The following is a 21,652-nucleotide window of genomic DNA, read 5'->3' on the forward strand; positions in this document are numbered from 1 at the left end:
TTTTAGAAGTATCTTGGTGAGCGTAATGCACGCTTATTAAAGATGATATTATAGGTTAATATTATTTCATGTGATGATGGGGCCACATTGTTAATTTCTGAAACAACAGCATCATATGCATATCCTATTCTTAAATCTGGAGTGGCTTGAAAACCTACAATACCACTAAAAGAGTCGTCTAATCTGTATGAGACTCCTAATTCAAATTTTTCTAAGAAAAGCGCATTAAAGTTTACATCAAAAGAAGTAGGAGCATCAAAAGCTGATTTTACTAAAACAGAAGGTTTTAGTTTTATATTCTCTGTTGCTTGAAAAACATACCCAGATGTTACAAAATAGTGACTTGTTTCTGAGCCAAATTCAAGTCCATTTTCATCTAGGTGAAGCGAACTTAATATATTAGGAACGGAAGCTCCAAAGTAGAAGTTATCACTATATAAAAATACGCCAGCTCCTATATTTGGATTTGTTTGGCTTATGTTTTCAGAAAAGAATGGATCATTATCGTCTTGTAATTCAAGATCGGCTAATCCAATATCATGAAAAGTAGCTCCCGCTTTTAATCCAAATGCTAATTGATAATTACTACTTACAGGGATAGTGTAAGAGAAATCTACATACGCGTTTGTTTCTTTAACAGGTCCTAATTCATCTCTAATAATTGAGATTCCCAATCCTGTTCTTTCGCCTACAGGTGCATGCGCATTGAACGTAAATGTTTCAGGGGCTCCATCTAGAGCAGACCATTGATTTCTATACAATAAACCCAGAGCAAGCCCTTCTTGTAAACCAGCATATGCAGGGTTAACCACATTCTGGTTGTACATATACTGTGTATATTGAGGATCTTGCTGTGCTGTTGCAAAATCAACACATATAATGCTTGTGATAAGGGTTAATAAAAATAGTTTTTTCATTTTTAAAAATTTATTTATTGCATAAATGATGCGTTATGCGCGATAATAAATATTATCTATTAGTGTCTTTGGCTATCCTTTGTTTATTCTCCTCTGTTAATGTAAATCCATCCAGTAGCTTGTCTTCCATATAGAGGGTCTTCAGTTTCAAGATTGATTACATAGAAGTAAGTACCTGTTGGAAGATCATTTCCATTATCAGTTTGACCTCTCCATTGATTTACGTAATCATTCTGTTCAAAAACTAATGTACCGAGTCTATTGTATATCTGAAGAACATCAATCCCAGATCGAGCAGCTAAAAACTCTAAGTCTAGTGTGTCATTAAATCCAGGAGAGTCATCTGGTGATATACCTTGAGTTATTATACAGTTGTCTACATCAAATAATGATACATCTATAGAATCTTCACCAGTACATCCTGCTGCAGTTGTTACAATAACAGAATATACTTGCGTTCCAAAAGCTATTTCTGGAACAGAGAAGTTTAAGGAACTAGAGGTTTCGCCTGTAATTAGATCTCCATCAAGAAACCATTGGTATGTCACATTTGGATCATCACTAGTAGCTGTAATCGTATTAGGGAATTCTCTACAGGTAGTAAAGTCATCTCCTAATGAAACATTTACAGGGTCTGAAATAGTAACTGTGATAGAGTCGGTTACTATACAAGGTCCTGAAGTTATGGTAAGATCATACGTTCCTGATTGATCTACAGTAATAGTTTGTGTTGTTTCTCCAGTACTCCATAAGAATGTAGCTCCAGTGATATCTCCAGTAATAGATGGAATGATTTCAAATGATTCATTGTTACATAGCAATTCATCTGCTCCAAGGTCTAATGTAGGTGCTTGAGTAATGGTAAGATTTACTGTAAATGTTTCTTGACTACAAGGTAGTAACTCAACAACTACAGTATATACTCCGCCTACAGTAGGAGTAAATTGTGCGTTTACAGAGACAATGGTGCCAGAGGCATCTGACCATTCATATGTGACAGCAGCTAAATTTACACTAGGATCGACAGGTGTTGCGTCCAATACAGGTATAGTATCGGTTGAACAGATGTCAATTGTAGAAGGCAGATTGTTTGCCAATGAAACTATATCATTAAGAATTAAATCAAATTCGACGATACTAAAACAGCTTTCATCAGATACTCGTTCTACACGCACATATATAGTCTCAGGGTCTGATGTATTTGCATATGCATTTGGTGTTGCTATAGCCATTACTCCTGCTTGTGTATCTAATAAATCTGTATGGAATGTAATATTAAAATCTGTAGGATCTAAGCCATCTAAAATAGTTGGGATTTGACTCGTAAGATCAAAAAACTCAACCATATCAGCAAGATCATCACAAAGCTCTAAGTCATTTGGTGTTACTATTACTGGAGGAGCACCACCAAATGAAAGTGAAATATCATCTATGGCAAGGTCGTTTCCACAACCACCTATTGAATTGTTTACCAATACAATTTGTACCGAAGTATTCATTCCAGAATTGAAATCGATAGTAAATTGTTGCCAATTTGGATCTGCTTCATTAGGAATATCTCCTGTGTCAATTTCAGCAAGTGTAGCTCCAGTAGTGTCTTCAACTCTAAATGTCACGTTAGCTGGAATACCATTATTAGGACAAATATTTGTGTCAGTATCATATACTGTTGTAATAAATGAACTGAAAGTGTAGTCTGTATCTGTTAATAATCCATCTACAGTTCTTCTATAAAACTCATCTGTATTGAAATCTGCATTTACAAATAGAGCACGTCCATTTACATCTCCTGGAGTATTATCTTCAAGATTGTCATGCCAACCAAAGTTTAGATCAGCAGAAGTATTGATAATAGCATACTCACCGTCATTTACTTGATCTGGACCAGGATTAAAAGTATACTCTGTAAAAGGAGTAGATACTCGTTCAGTACCCGTTCCGAAATCTTCTAAGAAATCTACAACAAGACATTCTGAAACAACAATACATGGGCTTTCTAAGAATGTAATTGTAATTTCATCCATCATGATACATCCATCTACTGTTACTTCAACAGTGTATGTGCCTGTTTCGGTTACTGTAATGGTATCTGTAGTTTCTCCAGTGCTCCATAAGAAAGTTGGATTGTTCACATTTCCTGTAAGTACAGGTACAATTTCGAAAGATGTGATATCGCAAAATACATCATCTTCTCCAATGTCAACATTATAATCTACCACATCTGCTGTAACGGTTACTTCATCTGTAATTGTGGATATTGTTCCATCAGGGTTTGTAAAGGTTAATCTAGCAGTATATGTCGTAGTTTCCGTTGGACATACATTAAAAATCAAGTCATTACTTATTACATTTCCATCTTCATCTAACCAAGCAAACTCAGCATCGTCACTAACTACTCCATCTGGAATAAATCTCCAACTTTCATCAATGCCTTCCCAGTTATCAGTGTTTCTTCCTGGAGGAACTGCAAATTCAGTATTGTCGTTACCTAAAATTCCTAAAGTAGCTAAACCATCGTTCCAAGCGTCACAAACAGGCTTGTTGATAATATTAACTTCTATAACATTTAAAGATTCATAAAGTACAATTTGTTGTGAAGTCAATAAGTCATTACAACTAAATTGAGCAACCATATCAAAGTTTAGTACAAATGTTCTATATGGTGCATCACCACTTACAAAGAAGTTAATAGCATCAGGGTCATTATTTACACCTGGATCTATATCGTGAAAAGCTCCATAAATTGTGTTGAAAGGAAATGTTGCTTGATCATCATTAGGAATTGTTTGTCCTAGATCGATATTCCAATCATTAAATTCACCTGCTAATGAAGTATCAAATGAAATTTGACCATTTGCTCCTATAACAAGACTTGTGTAATCATTCTGATAATAATTAAAAGCAAAAGGAAGATCTATGATATCACTCCATGTATCATCCATTGTTAAGTTTGTAGGATCTCCACTTGTAGGTGGGTTTGGACATTCTATTTGTGCTATTCTATAAGAAGAAGTAGAAGTGAGTGGTAATGTAATAATAGATGCAGTTAAATCTACACAAGGATTTTCACAATCTACTGCTAAATCTGGTCCAGCATCAATAGTTGTACAATCAGAAGGTTCTTCACCTTCACAAGGAGTTCCATCTGGATTTGCTTGAGTAATAGTAATTGTATCTGTATTTGAACAAATCCCAAATGTTACAGTGACATCGTATGTACCTTCTTCTGTAACAGTAAGCATAGGTGCAGTTTCTCCAGTAAGTATAGTCCCATTAAGAGACCATTCATAAGTCGCTTCAGCTGGATCAGTATTAGTAGGAGAAGCGTCTAAAGTAACAGTTTCTTCAAAACAAGTATTAAAGTCATCACCTAATTCAAAAAGAAGTGCCAAGGGATTTACGACTACAGAGTCTGTAATGACACATGGTCCAGAGGTAACAATAACATTATAAACCCCTTCTTGAGTAACATCCAAAGTGGCTGATGTTTCTCCTATAAGGATTGCACTGTCTAAAAACCATTGGAAAGTAACCGTAGAAGGATCTACATTAGAGGGTGTTGCATCTAGTGTAATGGGATCTTCTAAACAGCTATTTATAGTATCTCCTAAATCAAAAATAGGTGCTATTGTAAAATCTACCATAATTACATCAGAAAAAGAACATCCTGAATTAAATGTAACTACTACGGCATATTCCCCAGCTTGCGTAACATCTAAAGTAGGATTAGTTTCATCAATAAGGATAGCACTATTAAAGAACCAAGCATAAGTAGCAATACCATCCATAAAGCCTGTGTCTAAAGTAACAGTATCACCTTCACATGCTTCAATATCATCTCCTAGATTTACGTCATCTGCAGTAATAAATTCAACAATAATTTCATCTTCAATAACACAATCTGTATTAATAAGATTTACTATAACGCTGTATAATCCAGGCAATGTAACATCTAATGTTGGACCTGTTTCTCCCACTATCTCTACACCATCCATAAACCACATATATGATAATGCGTCTGGATCTTCTGCATTAAGAGTTATTGTATCTCCATCACAAGCTGCATTTCCACTTGCAACGAGAATATCATCTCCTAAATCTGTTGCGCCAATATTAAAACTACCTGCATTTAGGAATACTGCTGAATCAAAAGAAGCATCTCCACGATCTGAAATAACCATTTTCACAGTGTACTCTTCATTTGGTAAGATATCTATTGTAGCAGTATTTAAAGAGACGGTACGACCATCAAATTGTATGCTATTTGTATTGTTTGCATCTTGATTACTTACGTATAGTTCAGGAAAGAAATTAACTCCATTAATTTCGGAGCCACAAGTAAAAGTATCGCTGTGAATAGATAGCGTATTTACAGGAACGTTGTCTGAACCTACTATAGAAGCTATGTTTTGTCCGCCAAAAGGAGCGCCAGATGTGTCAGCTATACCTGGGCCACTTACTAAAAAGGCAAAACCATCTCTAAATGTATCATCACATTCAAAATCATCTTCATATTCTTCTGAAGCAAAGATAAATTCAAAGTTAATTTGATCTAATGCAGAAGTAAAGGTAAATTCGAATACAGTAGCATTATTTGTAGCTACATTGGTTCCTGTAAAGTTATCTAAGATAGCTTCGATATCAACATCTCCAGGCCAATCAAAAAGACCATCAGAACTTCCTCCTTGATCATTAGGTCCTTGTGCGTTTACTGCAAACCCTGAAGATAATATAATCCCTTCCTCAAAAGGAAAGTCGGTGTCATTATTTCTAAAGTAACCCCAGCTACGCTCAGATAAGTCAGTAGTTCCAGTAGGGTTCTCACTTAGGTTTGTTAGCGTAATATCAACACAAGAATTTCCATTTACTAAAACATCTTGTATAAGTTCTTCTGCAGTTAGAGAAGATTCAGGATCATTAGAATCATTAACAACTATAGATTGGGAATAGGAGCTAATTGTAATAATTAAAATTAGAAACGAAAGTAATTGTTTTCTCATTATGATAGAAAATTAGTTGTTGTATTCGATGCTATTGGAATAGTTCGACGAGTATCTTTTTTTGATTAGTAGGATTTATTTTTTCTAAAAACAAAAGCAACTATAAAAAAGAAGATATTTTGTCTTTTAATGTTACTAAGGTTAAACAAAAAAAGAAGCCTACAAAACGTTAACTTTTTTTTTAGATATAAAGCACAAAATCATCGACGACTAACAATTGTTATCTTCAAGATTTAAGATTTAACAATGGGTTATTGTGTTAAAAAGTATTTTTTAAGGTTTTTAATAGAGAAGTAATTCCAAAAAATAGTCTGTTTAAGCCTAACTTTTGACTTGTGAACGCTTCTTGTGATTGCTTTTTGAGAATTATGATGAATCTTATGAATTAGGGCTAATGCACTCAATAGAATTTAGTGTTTTTTTATTTGTATATTACAGATTACTAATTAATTAAACCAAAGATTTATGAAATTTAAATTACTATTTTCAGTATTATGTTTATTTTCTTTTTTGTCCTATGGACAAATAGAAGATAAGAAGCCTCCTTTTTTTCAAGGTAAAATATCCTCAGTAGAGTATGTTAGCTCTTTATTGTCTAGGCCTAATGACCTTGTAGCACCAGATAATTCTGTAAAAGAAGCTAAAGACAAGAGGTCTTTAGCTCCTCAAATTGTTCAAGGAAAAGATCCTCAAGTTGAGAATGATTATTTTGTAAGAAATAGGCATAAAATGGAGCAGAGTGTTCGCATGGCTCCTGCAAGTGTTGTTTTTGATGCTTATGCATCAGGATCACAACCTACAGATCCTTCGCTGGCTGTGGGTCCTAATCATGTGATGGTTGTGTTTAATACAGGTTTTGCTATTTATGATAAATCTGGGAATCAATTATTGGGACAAACTGCTCCAAATCCTGCTATTTTTCCATCTGGTGGTTGTTGTGATCTTACCGTATCTTATGATAATGCTGCAGATAGATGGGTGCTTTCTTTCTTAGGGTCAGGAGCTCAGGTAGCAGTCTCTGATGGACCAAACCCTCTCACAGCAAACTGGTTTGTTTATACAATTTCTGGAATACAAGATTATCAAAAATTATCTGTATGGAGTGATGGATATTATATTACTGAAAATACAGGCAGTTCAAATAGATTGTGGGCTTTAGAGAGAGATGCTATGTTAGTAGGAGATCCAAATGCTCAAATTCTAGGATTTAATCTTCCAGGGATTGTAACAAGTGGATTTTTTAGTCCACAAGCATTAAATGTAACAGATAGCAATTTACCTGCACCTGGAGGAGCAACCATTGTATATTTACAAGATGATGCTTGGAATGGGGTGTCAGTAGATCACATTAAAGTTTGGACTGCTGATGTGAATTGGTCTAACCCGTCAAGTTCAACAGTGTCTAATCCAACACAAATTAATACAACACCTTTTATAAGTGTATTTGATAATGGAAGTTTTTCAAATTTATTACAACCTGGAAATGGAAGACGTATTAGTATAGATGCATTACAAGCAACTATTATGAATCAAGCGCAGTTTAGAAAGTTTGCTACGCATAATTCGGCTGTTTTTAATTTTGTGGTAGATGCAGATGCGAGTTCTGGAGAGCAAGCAGCAGTACGTTGGTATGAATTCCGCCAGAATGGAGATAACCAACCTTGGTCATTGTACCAAGAAGGCACATATACAGCTCCAGATGGAAGACATGCTTGGAATGCAAGTATGGCTATGGACGCGCAAGGTAATATAGGAATGGGATATACATCTATGTCTGGGCCTAATACACCATCAACAGTGTTTGTAAGTTCATATTATACTGGAAGAATGAGTACAGATCCATTAGGTACTATGACCGTTATGGAGGGATTGATTGCTAATGGTGATGCTAAAATTCCAGGTACTCGTTATGGTGATTATAGTAAAATGGATGTCGATCCTTCTGATGGTTCTACCTTCTGGTTTATTAATGAATATATGAATAGTGGAAGAAGAGGTGTTGTTGGTGCGTTTCAGTTACAAGCAGGACCTCCGGATACTGAAGTCCCATCTGATCCAACTAATCTCGTAGCTTCTAATATTACATCAAATAGTGCGACACTTAGTTGGAATGCTTCTTCAGATAATGTAGGAGTGGTTAGCTATACCGTTTCTATAGATGGGAATATAGTTGGGTCTTCAGCAACAACAACATTTGATGTAACAGGGCTTTCAGAGTTAACACTATATAATGCTTCTGTAACTGCTCAAGATGCAGCAGGAAATGTGTCGGGCGCTGCTACTACATCATTTACTACCCTCGAAGGTAATGGAGGTGCTCCAGGTGTGATTGCTGGTTATTTCTTTGAGACAGGATTTGAAGGATGGATAGATGGGGGAAATGATTGTGCAAGGCAATCTACTTCAAACTCTTTTGAAGGATCTTTCTCAATACGATTAAGAGATAATTCTAATTCTTCAAATATGGTGTCACCGGTGTTAGATTTATCAGGAAATAATCAAGTGACTATCGAATTCCATTCTTTTGCAAATAGTATGGAAAATGGAGAAGATTATTTTGTAGAATTCTTTAATGGATCATCATATCAAGTAATAGGTCAGTATGTGAGTGGAACAGATTTTTCTAATGGATCTTTCTTTACAGATACAATCACATTAGATAGTAGTAATTTTAATTTTAATACTTCAAACAGATTCCGTATCCGTTGTGATGCAAGTGCAAATAATGATCAAATATGGATAGATCAGGTGATTGTTTCTGGTGATAATACTAATTCACTAGCTTCACAAGAAGCACCAACTATTACAGCATTACGTTCGTTTACTGAAGCTTCTGAAGATAATATTAAGTTGTACCCTAATCCTACAAGATCACAATTGACAATTGATGTTCTAGATGAAATGTATGAAGAGATTATTATCTTCTCTTCTACAGGAACTATTGTACAAAAGATAAATCCTAAGCAAGACTCCCTTTCTGTTGATGTATCAAAATTATCATCAGGGATGTACTTTGTGAGATTTGTTTCAAAAGATGGACTGGCTGTAACTAAAAGGTTTATTAAGCAGTAATTAATAGATCCTATGAGTCGTCCTAAAATAGGTTGACAGTTTTTAAATACTTTAATTTAATCCAGTGAAGCTAGCTTCACTGGATTTTTTGTTATGTATAAAATTAGGTGTTTCATAGTTAAGACTCAAATGTGGTCTTTTGTTGTTATAAATAATTATTGATTCTGTGATTAGTTTTTTAAGTTCTGCTCCAGTATTACATTTATTCAGGAGGAATTCTCCTTTTAAAATACCATTAATTCTTTCTGCTAGTGCATTTTGATAACAATCGTATCCATCTGTCATCGATGGTTTGATATTAGATTTTAGTAATTGTTTTTGATAAACAGAAGAACAATATTGTAACCCTCTATCCGAGTGGTGTATTAATGGATTTTTTGTGTTTCTATTTTTAATAGCCATTTGGATGGCTTTTACTACATTTTCTGCACTCATATCATCACTAAGATGATATCCCATGATCTTTCTACTATAAGCATCAGTAACTAGGGAAAGATAATGAGTACGTTCTCTACTTTTTATATAGGTAATATCACTCACAAAGTATTGTTCTGGTGCAGTTGCTTTTGTTTCTTTCATAAGATTCGGATACTTTCTTAACCAGTGTTTTGAGTTGGTGGTTTTAGTATAGTTTTTCTTAGGTCTAATCAACATGGATTCAGACCTGAAATCGTCAAATAGGGCATCTCTTCCTATTTTTATATTATTGATTCTAAACTCTTTTTTGAGCAAATAATATAATTTTCTAGTTCCTAAACGCGGCATCTCTCTTCGAATACCTTCTACCATTGGTTTTATCTTAGAGAGTTGTTCTTGCCTAGCTATCAAACGTTTTTCAGATTGATAAATAGCTTGTCTAGAGATCCCAAACAATCGACAACAAGGTGAGAGACTCACTTGTTTTTCTTGTCGGATGCATTGGATTGAATGGGAGAATACTTTTTTCTAATAGCAGTACCATATTGACTATCTGAGATATCAATCATAGTATTGAGAATCTCATTCTTAAGTTTCTCATCTGAGAGTTCACGCTCTAAACGTTTGATCTTCTGTGCTGGGGTCTCTTTTCGCTTTGGATTAGACATATGATGAATCATAGGATTACTCCAATCTAAGGTACCATGTTTTCGTAACCAAACCAAAACAGTACTCCTACCTTGAATCCCATAAGCCTTTTGTGCTTGTTTATAGGTCATCTCGCCTTTTTCTACTTGAGAGATAACGGCTAATTTAAAGCCTAAATTGTAATCACGTTGCGTACGCTTATTACTTGTTTTTTTTGAATGTTTCATAAATAAGTCGAAATTGTGTCAACTTATTTCAGGACGGGACACTAGTTATATAAAAAAAGCCTGTGAAATTTCACAGGCTTTTTAATTTTATGGTGTATGTTTAAAGATACAATACACAGGGAAGTGGTCACTATACCCTCCTAAATATCTTCTGCCAGCGTAGGTACGAAATGGATTCCCTTTAAAACGTCCTTTAAATTCAGTGAGGTGGTGCTCATTATAAATATCAGATTTGTCATATCTAAGAGTGTTTTTATGCATACGCATAAAATTTGCAGATAGAATAATTTGATCAAAGAGATACCATTCAAAATCATGATTAAGACTTCCTTCATATCGGGTATTTAGAAATACCATAGGATTATACAGATCTTTTTGAACTAAATGGTTTTTGATACTTTCATTATGAGGACCATCGTTAAAGTCGCCCATAACAATAATACGTGCTTCAGGTTCTTCCTCTTCAATACGCTCAATAATCATTCGGTTTTTTTGAGCAGCTGTAATTCGTTTGGGTTGTGATTCTTCTACACCACTTCGTCGGGAAGGCCAGTGATTTACTAATACATGCGTTCTCACACCCATTAAGTTTCCAGTAACGTGTAGAATATCACGGGTATAATCACGTTCTCCAAATTCTGATTCTAAGTATACAGAAACGGTCTCACTATCTATGACTTTAAAATCTTCTTTTAGGTATAATAAACCTACATCAATACCCCGTTCATCTGGAGAATCGTAATGTACAATGTCATACCCATGGTCTTCGAGATCTTCAGTTTCTATAAGTTTTTGAAGTACTGCTTTGTTTTCTACTTCGGCAACGCCTACTAATGAAGGGGCGTTATTTGTTTCTTTGTGTCCAATTTGTGAAATCACACGACCTAGCTTGTTTAGCTTTTTAGTATATCGCTTGCTATTCCAGTTTTTATATCCTTCGGCGGTAAAATCATCATCGAGTGTTTCGGGATCATCTTGGGTGTCAAAAAGGTTTTCTAGGTTGTAAAATGCAACACCTATTTTCTTTTGTTCTGAGTGCGCTTTCGCGAAAGCGGAATTATCTTTCATACATATTTTATCTAGAGACTAATTTACTAAAAAGGATTACAACCTATTCCCTACCTTTGTCTCATGCTAGAAACTGAACAAATAGAATATGAAAAATGTGTTCTCGTTGGGGTGACCACACGTCATCAGAGTGAGGATAAAATGAATGAGTATCTGGATGAGCTTGAATTTCTTGCGTATACAGCAGGAGGTGAAGTGACTAAAAGATTTACGCAAAAGCTAGATATGCCTAATCCTAAAACATTTTTAGGAACAGGAAAGATGGAAGATGTCAAGGCATATGTAGAGCAACATGAGATAGGAACGGTCATTTTTGATGATGAGCTTTCTCCTGGCCAACAGCGTAATATAGAGCGATTATTAGCATGTAAAATTGTAGATCGCACCTATTTGATACTTGATATTTTTGCACAAAGAGCACAAACGAGTTATGCTCGTACACAGGTAGAACTTGCGCAATACCAATACTTATTACCAAGGCTTACAGGCTTATGGACTCACTTAGAGCGTCAACGAGGAGGTATAGGAATGCGCGGGCCTGGAGAGACCGAAATTGAAACAGATAGACGTATTGTAAGAGATCGTATTACGCTTCTTAAAGGGAAGATGAAAGCGATCGATAAGCAAATGGCAACCCAGCGTGGGAATCGTGGAGCATTAGTGCGCGTGGCTTTGGTAGGATATACCAATGTAGGAAAGTCTACACTCATGAATACCTTAAGTAAAAGTGAAGTATTTGCAGAAAATAAGCTTTTTGCAACACTAGATACTACAGTGCGTAAAGTGGTGATTGGAAATTTGCCATTCTTACTTTCAGATACCGTAGGTTTTATACGCAAGCTACCCACACAACTGGTAGATTCTTTTAAGAGTACACTAGATGAAGTGCGAGAGGCTGACTTATTACTGCACGTCGTTGATATATCACACCCTCAATTTGAAGATCATATCGCATCTGTAAATCAAATTTTAGACGAAATTAAAAGTGCAGATAAACCCGTTCTGATGGTGTTTAATAAAATAGATGCGTATCAGCCAGAGGCGTATGATGAGGAAGATTTAATGATAGAGCGTACAGTCGCACATTACTCTCTAGATGAATGGAAACAAACTTGGATGGCTAGAACCAATGGAGACTCTATTTTTATATCTGCATTAAATAAAGATAATTTTGAAACCTTTAGGAAGAAAGTATATGAACGTGTAAGGGAGATTCACGTGACGCGTTTTCCTTATAATAGTTTTCTATATCCAGAGTATGTAGAAGGGATATAATAACGATCTCATTATAAGATAAAAAAATGCAAGTCTAGTAGGCTTGCATTTTTTTGTAACACTTTTTAAAAAATCTTTACTTATTATTGTGTAACTAACCATCACATATATGCATCCTAAACACGAAGATTCTAAGTTTAAAAAATGGCTTGACATTTTACAACAGGAAAGTTGGCAATTAGAACTCATTATTTCTGGAGTTGCTATTTTAGGCTTATTTCAAGCTTTTGAGCCTATTATTAAGATTACCAATTCGGTTGCTGCAAAAACAATAGGAAATTCAGCACTTAGCGCTATTTCTGGGATAGGCTTTGCGGCAATTATTATATGTCTTTTGTCTTTAACGATCTGTTTGATCATTCATGTTATTTTGCGAGGGCTTTGGATTGGAGCTGTAGGATTGCGTTATTTTTCTGGAGATATAGATTATGAGGTGCTTAATTATACAGATAAGTTTAAAAACTATCTCCAAAAGCGTATAGGGTCTTTTGATAAATACATTGCAAAACTAGAAGATTATTGTAGTATCATTTTTGCGTTATCTTTTTTATTAGTTTTTTTCTTCCTCTCTTTCTTTATAACTATTGGCGTCGTAGCAGCATTAGTGGCTATTATTGATGGCCTATTTGGAACTAGTGAAATAGGAGAAGTTATAGGTACTATCATATTAGTATTTATGTTTATTGCTATTTTCTTGACTGCTTTTGATTTTTTTACACAAGGCTTTTTGAAAAAGAAAAAATGGATTGGGGTTATATACTTTCCTATATATAGGTTAATGAGCCGTATTACATTTTCATTTCTATATAGACCATTGCTATATAATTTATTAGATAATAAACTCGGGAAACGTATTCTAGCAGTATTATTACCTGTTTTTATAGGAGGGCTTTTATTATTTTCTGTAAATATAAGGGAGTCTAATTTTCATATAGATAGATGGGCAAACAGAGCAGAGTATGCTAGAGCTATAAATTATGATGATGAAATCGTTGATAGAGAAAGTGCATTTGTGAGAGGTGCTGCTATTCCCTCTAAGATTATGAAGGAATCTGCATTGCCTATTTTTATAAAGCATAGGATTGCTATAGAGGATGTTATTTACAAAATAGATAGTACGTTAGTACCTGAAAACGATGAGCGTGGGTATGAATCTGGGGGTGTTAATTTCCAGTTTAATATTGAAGATGATAGTACGGCATACCCTAAGTTTAAGAAATATATACGCTTATTAGAAGAGGTAATTACAATTAAATTGGATGATACCATTATGCCTACTAGTTATATTATGTCACATAACCTTAAGAATCAAAGGGGGTATGAAACGGTTTTAGATTTAAAAGATGTTTCTCGAGGTATGCACACGTTGCATATCACCAGAAAAGACCAAAGAAATGATTCTATTATTACAAGAGACGTTGCTAGGATTCCTTTTTGGTATTATCCTGATTAAATAGGGGTACTTGGTACGCTTTCGCGAAAGCATAAAAAAACCCACTCAAGACGAGTGGGTTCTTATATTCTAATTAATTCTTTAATTAAAATGCATAGCTTAATCCAAATGTCCAATAACTTTGTATTTCGTCATCTACATTATCGTCACTTAACTCAAAAGGAGTTGCCATAGGCATTGCAGCAAGTAGTTGATTGTTTACAAAGTTTACAGTTTCTTGTCTGTTTCCTCTTAAACCAAAATCAAATCCAACTCCAATTTTCTTCCATAGTGTATAACCAAAAGAATTGGTCCAAGTCCAGTTTGATAAATCACTAGATTCATAACTTTGAAATGCAGAAAGATTAGATTTAAAATTAATCGCTCCTATTTTACGTGTATAGTCAACTAAGATTTTTGCTCCTAAAGAAGACTCAAAAACAGTATCACCACTACTAAATACAAAGTTGTAGTTTAAAGGATGCACAACCACTACTAAATTTGGTATAGGAGTCCATGTACCCCCAACCCCAAGATCTAAATATCCAGGATCATTGAAATTGTCTAGTATCGTTGTTCTATACTCTGCAAGTCCAGAAATTGCAAAGTTCTTAGTTATATTTCTACCATATAAAGAAGAGATGTTAAATACATCTGTTCCAGCTCTAAAGCTATCATCATCTTCAGGGTCGTCTTTATCATCAAATTTTACCCATCCTAAATTGATGTTTGCAGCGTTACGCCAGAAGAATTTTTCTTGTGTAAGATTTGCAAAACCATTTACAGTAAATGCAATATTTCCAGAAGATACATTAGGTGTTCCTTGAGAGAACCAATCACTAAACTGAGAAATACTTCCTCCTATAGTTCCGAAAGCTCCTTTTTTCCATCCAGGTAATGCATCTATTTGAGCTTGTAATGCATCTACTTCTCCTTGAAGTTTTGCGATTTCAGCTTTTTTAGGGGCTTGTTGTTCTTTTAATTCTTCTTCTGTTTGTGCAGATAGATTGAATGTCAAGAGTATAGTTGCCGCTAATGCTATGATTTTTTTCATAAGTAAATTGGGTTTGTTAATTACTACTGCAAATATAGAACATCCTTGAAAAATGCACTTTTAGACACTGTAAAGCCTATTAATGTGTATTACGACGATAATAATAGTCTTTTTGTCGATTTGTTTTTTGATAATATGATTTTATGAGTAGCTAGGATTGCGACTTCTAATCAAAAGAAGAATATTTTAGACTTAACTCTAAAACTTCTCGTACCTGAAGGCCACTAATCGCATTTTCATCATATGCTGGTTTTGCATACAAAACCTTAATCTTTAACAATGATAAGTCTTAGATTAGTGATGAGTTTTGTAGACCAATTTATTTTTTCTTATATAATGGAACTGATGAGCAGGCTTCACCAAAGAGTAAACTTTTTACAACAGGTTGTAATTTTTCTATGAGTAATAGGTATGCATTTTCAGGAACAGGTTTGTTTGTGCATCCTTTTACAATGACGGGACTATTTAGATAAGGAGTTGTGTCTAATGTTGAAATTGCTTCTGTAAATAGAATTGTTTCTAGTGTTTCTTGAGAACCTGTAATGGTTTTTTTTGCAATACCTTGTAATTGTGTGGCGACAAGCATATATGCCCAAGCAGGAATAATGGCATCGGTACTACAATGCAATGAAACATAGGCATCTTGATATTGTGTCCAATTATGGTTGGATACGCTTTCGCGAAAGCGTTTTTCTCGTAATATAAAACCTTCTTCTAGCCATTGTGAAATATCTACACGCTTACGATCGCCCGAAGCATATAACTCTTCAAGATCAAATGTGATCAGTTTACTATTTGCTACTCTATTTATGATTTCATCCATGGTTTCTTAGATGTTTTTATGCCATCTTTACTTAGTATTTTATTTCTTCACTCATTTGCATTTGTGTGAAACGGAAAGTTCACTATATTTTGTAAAGGAAAAAATTACAAAATCTATTGAACAACCACCAAACTCCTTTTAAGATAGTGATTGATAAGTGTGCTTATAACATTCCCAATTCTAACTTCGCTTCTTCACTCATTTGCATTTGTGTGAAACGGAAAGTTCATTATATTTTGTAAGGAAAAATTACAAAATCTACTGAACAACCACCAAACTTCTTTTAAGATAGTGATTGATAAGTGTGCTTATAACATCCCTAATTCTAACTTCGCTTCTTCACTCATTTGCATTTGTGTGAAACGGAAAGTTCACTATATTTTGTAAATGAAAAAATTACAAAATCTACTGAACAACCACCAAACTCCTTTTTAGATAGTGATTGATGAGTATGTTTATAACATTCCCAATTCTAACTTCGCTTCTTCACTCATTTGCATTTGTGTGAAACGGAAAGTTCACTATATTTTGTAAAGGAAAAAATTACAAAATCTACTGAACAACCACCAAACTCCTTTTAAGATAGTGATTGATAAGTGTGCTTATAACATCCCTAATTCTAATTTCGCTTCTTCACTCATCAGGTCTTGAGACCAAGGAGGGTCGAAGGTGATTTCAACTTCACAATCATTTACTCCTTTGATTGATTTTATTTTTTCTTCTACTTCCAGAGGTAGTGTTTCAGCTACGGGACAATTAGGTGTCGTTAATGTCATTAACACCTTTGTGTCATAGTCTTCATTTACAAAAACATCGTAAATCAATCCGAGCTCATAAATGTCTACAGGAATCTCTGGATCGTATATTGTCTTGATCACGCGAACTATTTTTTCGCCTAACTCTTCTGTGTTTATTGTTGTATCGCTCATATTTATTTCTCGCGAAGGCAGGAATCTTTCCCACAATCGACTTTTTTTATTCCCACGAAGGTGAGAATCTTATGATTATTATTTCAAAATAGGAATCTCACCTAAATTATCACGAGTATTATTTTTTTGTATATAACGTTAATTAAGCTGCGTTTGATATGCTATTGCATATAACTTTAATTGTTTAATCATACTTACAAGACCATTAGCTCGTGTGGGAGATAAATGCTCTTTAAGCCCTATCTCATCTATAAATGCAGTATCGGCATCTATAATATCTTGAGGTGCTTGTCCAGAAAACGCTCTGATTAAAATAGCAATAATCCCTTTAGTAATAATGGCATCACTATCTGCTGTAAAATGTATAGTTCCATCTTCCATATCGGCATGTACCCAAACTTTACTTTGGCACCCTTTAATAATATAATCGTCTGTTTTATATTGCTCGTCAATAAGCGGTAACGATTTTCCTAGATCAATCATATACTCATAACGTTGCATCCAGTCGTCAAACATAGAAAACTCGTCTATGATCTCTTCTTGTATTTCTTTTATTGCTGCCATAATTAAAATATAAAACGTGTTGCTTTTAAAACTTCTTTGCCGTCTTCATATAGCACCAATGTATCTTCTTGGATGCTAAATTCTTTTGTAGTCGTAAAGATATTTAAAAACTGTCTTTCTTTGTTCATTACTACTTCGTCACAAAGTATTCTCGTACCTATAGGTTGAGAAAATGTAACACTATTTTTGTTCTTTGTAAATCCAACACTATACGTATTACATCCTGAAAATCCCGAGATTTTTGATGTACGATCATTAATTTTTACATTAAGATCATTCCCTTCTATTTCCTGACCATACAAGGTATTTACAATAAAAGTACCTGCAAAAATGGAGGTCTCATCTTGTACACTTGTTTTTTGAGCAGTAGTGCATGAATAGGTCATGCTAAAGCCAATTAATAAGATATATAATCGTAACATCATTGTGAACATACTATGGCAAAGATAGTGCCCAAATAGCCAACTGTCATCGTGACGGTATAGAAATTATAGATGTTTATATAGATACCACATGGGTTTGTACATATCGTGTAATAATTCAAAGTCTAAATGCTGTAAGCCTCCTTTTATATATCCTAGACTATTATAGAAATTCATAGCCTGTGGGTGTTGATCCATAGCATCTAGCCAAATGAGCTGATGGCCGGTCTCTTGAGCACGTGTTTGCGCATACTGCATAAGGCGTCTCCCAATGCCTTTCCCTTGTATCGTTGTATCTAGATAAATGCGGTGTACTTTGAAACTTTGCCGATCAGGTTGTTCAGGATACGTGCAATTTTCTATTATTTTTAAGATGCCAATGGTCGTGTATTCTTTGTTGTATACGCTTTCGCGAAAGCGTACAAAGTAATAATACGATCCTTTTTCCTGAAGTTCTTTTTTAAGGTTTTCAAGAGTATATAAATTATTGATGTACCAATTCCCTTGATCCTGCCAGAAATGTTCATAGGCAGGCGGATAGATGCGTTTCATTAGTTCGTACAGCGCTGGCTGATCTTCTAATGTGATAGGTTGCAATACTAATTGATCAGAAATAGTAATCATTACTTAGGCATTTACGAAAGCATCATCACAGCACGCTCCACACCTTTCACAAACGTATCGATCTCTTCCTTTGTGTTATAAAAGGAGAAAGAGGCTCTTACGGTACCAGGAATTTTAAAATAATCCATAATAGGTTGTGCGCAATGATGTCCTGTACGTACAGCAATCCCTAATTTGTCTAAGATAGTACCAATATCATACGGATGAATCGATCCAACATTAAAAGAAATAACAGCGGTTTTCTTTGAAGATTCTCCATAGATTTTAAGCCCTTCAATTTTAAGGAGTTTCTCTGTGGCATATTGAAGTAATTCTTCTTCATAAGCAGCAATCACATCAAATCCTATCGCATTCATATAATCTAATCCAACACCGGTAGCAATACCACCACAAATATTTGGCGTTCCTGCTTCAAACTTGTGAGGCAAGCCAGCGTAGGTGGTTTTTTCAAAAGTGACTTGATCTATCATTTCACCACCACCTTGGTAAGGCGGTAACTTTTCTAATAAGGCTTCTTTTCCATATAGAATTCCAACACCTGTTGGGCCACAGATTTTATGAGCACTTGCTACATAAAAATCAGCGCCAAGAGCTTGTACATCTGGTTTGATGTGTGGGGTTGCTTGTGCACCATCTATCACCACAGCAGCGCCTACGTTATGTGCTTCGGCGATAATATGTTCTATAGGATTTACAGTTCCTAATGCGTTTGATACGTGATTTACAAATACCAATTTAAGGTTGGTTGAGATCGCTTTCGCGAAAGCGTCCATATCTAACTCCCCGCTTTGCGTCATAGGAATCACTTTTAAGATAGCCCCTGTGCGTTCACAAAGCATTTGCCAAGGAACAATATTACTATGGTGTTCTAAAGCAGATACCAAGATTTCATCTCCTTTTTGAAGCAGTGCACTGTATCCATTTGCAATTAAGTTGATCGCATGTGTTGTTCCTGAAGTAAGGATAATTTCATGAGCTTTTGCAGCATTAAAATGTTTTTGAATTTTAATACGTGCTTCTTCATAAGCATCAGTTGCTTCTTGCGAAAGCGCATGTACACCTCTATGAATATTTGCATTGTAATTAGAATAGTAATCTACAATGGCATCAATGACTGCTTGAGGCGTTTGAGACGTAGCAGCATTATCAAAATAGATTAAAGGTTGTCCATTTACTTGTCTTGAAAGTATAGGAAAATCTTTTCGTATGTCTTGTACGTTAAACGTAGTATGTGATGTTGTTGCTGCCATGTTCAGTCTCGCCTTCTTTTTATTAGTGAACCTCAATTTTGAGAAGTCTGTAAGACGTACTCAAAATTGTAAGTTGAACTAATCCCGCTTTTTCAGCGGGATCCTGGTTTTATACCTTTTTATCAAAATACCCGCTTTTAGGGCGGGTATTTTAATATATGATTATACTATATTCTTATATCTCAAACCCTATGCTTACGCCAATTTTCTTGGCAATAAGTTTGGTGATACGTTGTTTTAATTGCGGAATTTTTACACTTGATAATACCGTGTTTGCAAAGGCATACATTAATAATGCTCTTGCTTCTTTTTTGGCAATACCTCTAGATTGTAAATAAAATAAAGCGCTTTCATCTAATTGACCAATAGTACATCCGTGTGAACAACGTACGTCATCTGCAAAAATCTCTAATTGAGGTTTTGAGTTAATCGTCGCTTTATCATCTATCAGGATATTATTGTTAGATTGATATGCGTTTGTTTTTTGCGCTTCTTTTTCTACAACTACTTTTCCATTAAAAACACCTATTGCACTATCTGCAAAGATCCCTTTGTAATCTTGATGTGATTCACAGTTGGGTTCTATATGATGTACCAATGTATTATGGTCTACGTGTTGTTTTCCTTCTATAAGCGTTACTCCTTTTAATATAGAATCAATACGCTCTCCTTTCTGATAATAGTTGAGGTTATTACGTGTAATATTTCCTCCTAATGAAAAAGTGTGCACAGAAACAATACTCTCTCCATGTTGCTCTATTTCTGTTGTATCAACGAGAGAAGCATCTAACTTATCATTTTGGATTTTATAATAATCTATAATAGCACGTTTTGCAGCATAAACTTCAGTAACAGAATTTGTAAACGTCGCATTATCTGATAAACTCTGATGACGTTCTATAATTTGTACTTCTGAATTTTCTTCAGCAACAATAAGATTACGAGGTTGTAGAAGTGCAGCTTCTTTTGACCCTGTTGCAAAATGAATGATCTGGATAGGCTTGTCTGCTACTTTTCCTTTAGGGATATAGATATAGGCTCCATCTCTAGCAAAAGCAGTATTAAGCGATGTTAAACTCTCTTCTTTTACAATTTTATTGAAGTATACATCAATAACTTGTTTATACTTAGATTTTGTAAGTGCAGAATTCATTGTACATACATCGATCCCATCGTGTGTTGTAGAGGATAAGTGTGCATTAAAAACACCATCTACAAAAATGATATTATAAGTATCTATATCATTAATGAAATAACGCTCTACATCTTTAAAATCTAAGGAAGATTTTTTAGTAGGAAAGATATTGTAGTCTTTCTTTAAGATGCTATTGAGGGATGTGTATTTCCAAGCCTCATCCTTTTTAGTAGGGAATCCTTCTGCTTCAAATGTTTTTATAGCATTGCCACGTACATCATATATGGGAGAGTCTGGATCAAGACTGTCTTGAAAAACGATGTGTGAACTTACTAATTTATCTTTTAAACTCATATTTTTTGGTTTCAAGTTTAAGGTTTCACGTTTAAAGCGTTAACTCTTAAATTTTGTTCCTTGGTAATCTTTTTTGTTGAGATAATTTATAAAGCTGGATATACGCTTACTTAAGTATTCGCAATCAGCAATTAATTTTTCAAAAGTTATTTCATTTATATATTCCCAGTCTAATAATCTATATAACTGAGATCTCGTTTCTCCTGCTGAACCTTTAGCTATAGCCAAAAACTGTCTAAACTCTAGGTTTCCGTCACGTTCAAAGCCTTCTGCAATATTATCCATAATAGATCCAGCCGAACTGCAAATTTGATCTTTAAGTTTAAAATTTTGTTTTAGTTCTGTTGATTTGGCAATTAGAATAATCTCTTTGTTTAATGCATGTGCATCTTGCCATATTCTTAAATCTTCAAAACGTTTAACAGTAGCCATTTTAAACTT

16 protein-coding genes are annotated in these 21,652 nt (G+C 34.6%); 3 read left to right on the forward strand and 13 right to left on the reverse strand.

The features are described from left to right. Window positions 1–2: 2 nt before the first annotated feature. Together Q1A60_RS06920 and Q1A60_RS06925 are read right to left on the reverse strand one after the other, a co-directional pair. The gene (locus Q1A60_RS06920) at window positions 3–917 is read right to left on the reverse strand and encodes a type IX secretion system membrane protein PorP/SprF (RefSeq protein ID WP_299764161.1); all 915 of its coding nucleotides are present in this window, start codon (window positions 915–917) and stop codon (window positions 3–5) included. 83 nt (window positions 918–1,000) lie between these two features. Continuing rightward, a complete protein-coding gene (locus Q1A60_RS06925; protein WP_299764159.1) occupies window positions 1,001–5,917 on the reverse strand; it encodes a choice-of-anchor L domain-containing protein in 4,917 nt (1,638 codons plus the stop codon). A gap of 465 nt (window positions 5,918–6,382) precedes the next feature. Here Q1A60_RS06925 and Q1A60_RS06930 point away from each other — a divergent pair, with 465 nt between their 5' ends. After that, window positions 6,383–8,989 (forward strand): T9SS type A sorting domain-containing protein, encoded by a 2,607-nt coding sequence (locus Q1A60_RS06930; RefSeq protein WP_299764157.1) that lies wholly within the window; start codon window positions 6,383–6,385, stop codon window positions 8,987–8,989. 51 nt (window positions 8,990–9,040) lie between these two features. On the opposite strand, the gene Q1A60_RS06935 is transcribed toward Q1A60_RS06930, so the two are convergent. After that, window positions 9,041–10,281 (reverse strand): IS3 family transposase gene (locus Q1A60_RS06935; RefSeq protein ID WP_299764155.1). Its coding sequence is split into 2 segments (ribosomal slippage): window positions 9,041–9,936 and window positions 9,936–10,281, totalling 1,242 coding nucleotides; the frame shifts between segments, so codons are not numbered across the junction. 87 nt (window positions 10,282–10,368) lie between these two features. After that, a complete protein-coding gene (locus Q1A60_RS06940; protein ID WP_299764153.1) occupies window positions 10,369–11,349 on the reverse strand; it encodes an endonuclease in 981 nt (326 codons plus the stop codon). Between the two features lie 63 nt (window positions 11,350–11,412). Between Q1A60_RS06940 and hflX the strand changes: the two genes are divergently transcribed. Further along, complete coding sequence (gene hflX / locus Q1A60_RS06945) at window positions 11,413–12,624, forward strand: GTPase HflX (protein WP_299764151.1); 1,212 nt, start codon at window positions 11,413–11,415, stop codon at window positions 12,622–12,624. 109 nt (window positions 12,625–12,733) lie between these two features. Continuing rightward, on the forward strand, window positions 12,734–14,077 hold the full coding sequence (locus Q1A60_RS06950; protein ID WP_299764149.1) for a hypothetical protein: 1,344 nt from the start codon (window positions 12,734–12,736) through the stop codon (window positions 14,075–14,077). 85 nt (window positions 14,078–14,162) lie between these two features. On the opposite strand, the gene Q1A60_RS06955 is transcribed toward Q1A60_RS06950, so the two are convergent. The 9 genes from Q1A60_RS06955 to Q1A60_RS06995 form a co-directional block, all read right to left on the reverse strand. After that, complete coding sequence (locus tag Q1A60_RS06955) at window positions 14,163–15,110, reverse strand: DUF3078 domain-containing protein (protein ID WP_299764147.1); 948 nt, start codon at window positions 15,108–15,110, stop codon at window positions 14,163–14,165. 319 nt (window positions 15,111–15,429) lie between these two features. Beyond that, entirely contained in the window at window positions 15,430–15,933 is a 504-nt protein-coding gene (locus Q1A60_RS06960) for a DUF2480 family protein (RefSeq protein WP_299764145.1), read from the reverse strand. Window positions 15,934–16,535: 602 nt separating this feature from the next. Beyond that, window positions 16,536–16,862, reverse strand: coding sequence for an SUF system Fe-S cluster assembly protein (locus Q1A60_RS06965; RefSeq protein WP_089369915.1), 327 nt, complete (start codon window positions 16,860–16,862; stop codon window positions 16,536–16,538). Window positions 16,863–17,000: 138 nt separating this feature from the next. After that, entirely contained in the window at window positions 17,001–17,426 is a 426-nt protein-coding gene (locus Q1A60_RS06970) for a SufE family protein (protein WP_299764141.1), read from the reverse strand. 2 nt (window positions 17,427–17,428) lie between these two features. Further along, entirely contained in the window at window positions 17,429–17,851 is a 423-nt protein-coding gene (locus Q1A60_RS06975; RefSeq protein ID WP_299764139.1) for an META domain-containing protein, read from the reverse strand. Between the two features lie 63 nt (window positions 17,852–17,914). Next, window positions 17,915–18,472 carry a GNAT family N-acetyltransferase gene (locus tag Q1A60_RS06980; protein ID WP_299764136.1) on the reverse strand — a complete coding sequence of 186 codons (558 nt, stop codon included), beginning with the start codon at window positions 18,470–18,472 and terminating at the stop codon, window positions 17,915–17,917. 11 nt (window positions 18,473–18,483) lie between these two features. Continuing rightward, the gene (locus Q1A60_RS06985; protein ID WP_299764134.1) at window positions 18,484–19,722 is read right to left on the reverse strand and encodes a cysteine desulfurase; all 1,239 of its coding nucleotides are present in this window, start codon (window positions 19,720–19,722) and stop codon (window positions 18,484–18,486) included. A gap of 175 nt (window positions 19,723–19,897) precedes the next feature. Continuing rightward, window positions 19,898–21,211, reverse strand: a complete 1,314-nt coding sequence (gene sufD, locus Q1A60_RS06990; protein ID WP_299764132.1) for a Fe-S cluster assembly protein SufD — start codon at window positions 21,209–21,211, stop codon at window positions 19,898–19,900. A gap of 39 nt (window positions 21,212–21,250) precedes the next feature. Then, window positions 21,251–21,643: a four helix bundle protein gene (locus Q1A60_RS06995; protein ID WP_299764130.1), complete on the reverse strand. Its 393-nt coding sequence runs from the start codon at window positions 21,641–21,643 to the stop codon at window positions 21,251–21,253. Window positions 21,644–21,652: the final 9 nt, after the last annotated feature.

This window comes from uncultured Dokdonia sp., from assembly GCF_947492535.1.
GTDB lineage: Bacteria > Bacteroidota > Bacteroidia > Flavobacteriales > Flavobacteriaceae > Dokdonia.

Coding starts and splice junctions, on each gene's coding strand:
- Q1A60_RS06920 (WP_299764161.1), bottom strand. CDS start 917: ATGAAAAAACTATTTTTATTAACCCTTATCACAAGCATTATATGTGTT.
- Q1A60_RS06925 (WP_299764159.1), bottom strand. CDS start 5,917: ATGAGAAAACAATTACTTTCGTTTCTAATTTTAATTATTACAATTAGC.
- Q1A60_RS06930 (WP_299764157.1), top strand. CDS start 6,383: ATGAAATTTAAATTACTATTTTCAGTATTATGTTTATTTTCTTTTTTG.
- Q1A60_RS06940 (WP_299764153.1), bottom strand. CDS start 11,349: ATGAAAGATAATTCCGCTTTCGCGAAAGCGCACTCAGAACAAAAGAAA.
- hflX (WP_299764151.1), top strand. CDS start 11,413: ATGCTAGAAACTGAACAAATAGAATATGAAAAATGTGTTCTCGTTGGG.
- Q1A60_RS06950 (WP_299764149.1), top strand. CDS start 12,734: ATGCATCCTAAACACGAAGATTCTAAGTTTAAAAAATGGCTTGACATT.
- Q1A60_RS06955 (WP_299764147.1), bottom strand. CDS start 15,110: ATGAAAAAAATCATAGCATTAGCGGCAACTATACTCTTGACATTCAAT.
- Q1A60_RS06960 (WP_299764145.1), bottom strand. CDS start 15,933: ATGGATGAAATCATAAATAGAGTAGCAAATAGTAAACTGATCACATTT.
- Q1A60_RS06965 (WP_089369915.1), bottom strand. CDS start 16,862: ATGAGCGATACAACAATAAACACAGAAGAGTTAGGCGAAAAAATAGTT.
- Q1A60_RS06970 (WP_299764141.1), bottom strand. CDS start 17,426: ATGGCAGCAATAAAAGAAATACAAGAAGAGATCATAGACGAGTTTTCT.
- Q1A60_RS06975 (WP_299764139.1), bottom strand. CDS start 17,851: ATGATGTTACGATTATATATCTTATTAATTGGCTTTAGCATGACCTAT.
- Q1A60_RS06980 (WP_299764136.1), bottom strand. CDS start 18,472: ATGATTACTATTTCTGATCAATTAGTATTGCAACCTATCACATTAGAA.
- Q1A60_RS06985 (WP_299764134.1), bottom strand. CDS start 19,722: ATGGCAGCAACAACATCACATACTACGTTTAACGTACAAGACATACGA.
- sufD (WP_299764132.1), bottom strand. CDS start 21,211: ATGAGTTTAAAAGATAAATTAGTAAGTTCACACATCGTTTTTCAAGAC.
- Q1A60_RS06995 (WP_299764130.1), bottom strand. CDS start 21,643: ATGGCTACTGTTAAACGTTTTGAAGATTTAAGAATATGGCAAGATGCA.